Here is a 535-nt window from a genome sequence, read left to right on the forward strand (position 1 = left end):
ATCCGAAAGAATTATTAATGACTTGATTTGATACACTATTTGTCATGGCTTGTCTACTGTTTGACATACTTCCATATACACCACTCATGACGGTCTTTAATCCTGCTAATTGGCTTGCGGAACTAGCCATCATACGGCTCATATCGTCCATTAATTGATTTATTTCTCCTGATATAGCAAATTGTTGTCGCGGCATGGCTGCTACTATTCCTGCGCCAATATCTCCTAGTGTCTTTTTATTCAATGGTAAAACTGCTTCTTTTCCGGCTTCTCCTGCACCTTGCAAGTTTCCGCCATTCATTCCAAAGATAGTCGGTTTAGTGAAGATACCACCTTTTGCACGCCAATCTATATTAAGTCCAGAAGGGAACGTAATATCCTTGCCTAAAATATTTTTCGTACTAGTTTGCAAGCTAAAGTGTGGAAGAGGTGGCATTTCAGGTTTAGGAATCTTTAACTTCAAGTCACTAAAGAAACTCTTAATCTTCCCAATAAATTTTTCTACACTGTCAACTGCATCTTTTATTGGATCAAT

1 pseudogene is annotated in these 535 nt (G+C 38.1%); it reads right to left on the reverse strand.

From position 1 onward, the window contains the following. Window positions 1-535 (reverse strand): annotated as a pseudogene (locus tag ACQGSG_RS29290) (phage tail tape measure protein); the annotation flags it as partial.

This window comes from Bacillus sp. GMa5/1 (genome assembly GCF_050172015.1).
GTDB lineage: Bacteria > Bacillota > Bacilli > Bacillales > Bacillaceae_G > Bacillus_A > Bacillus_A cereus.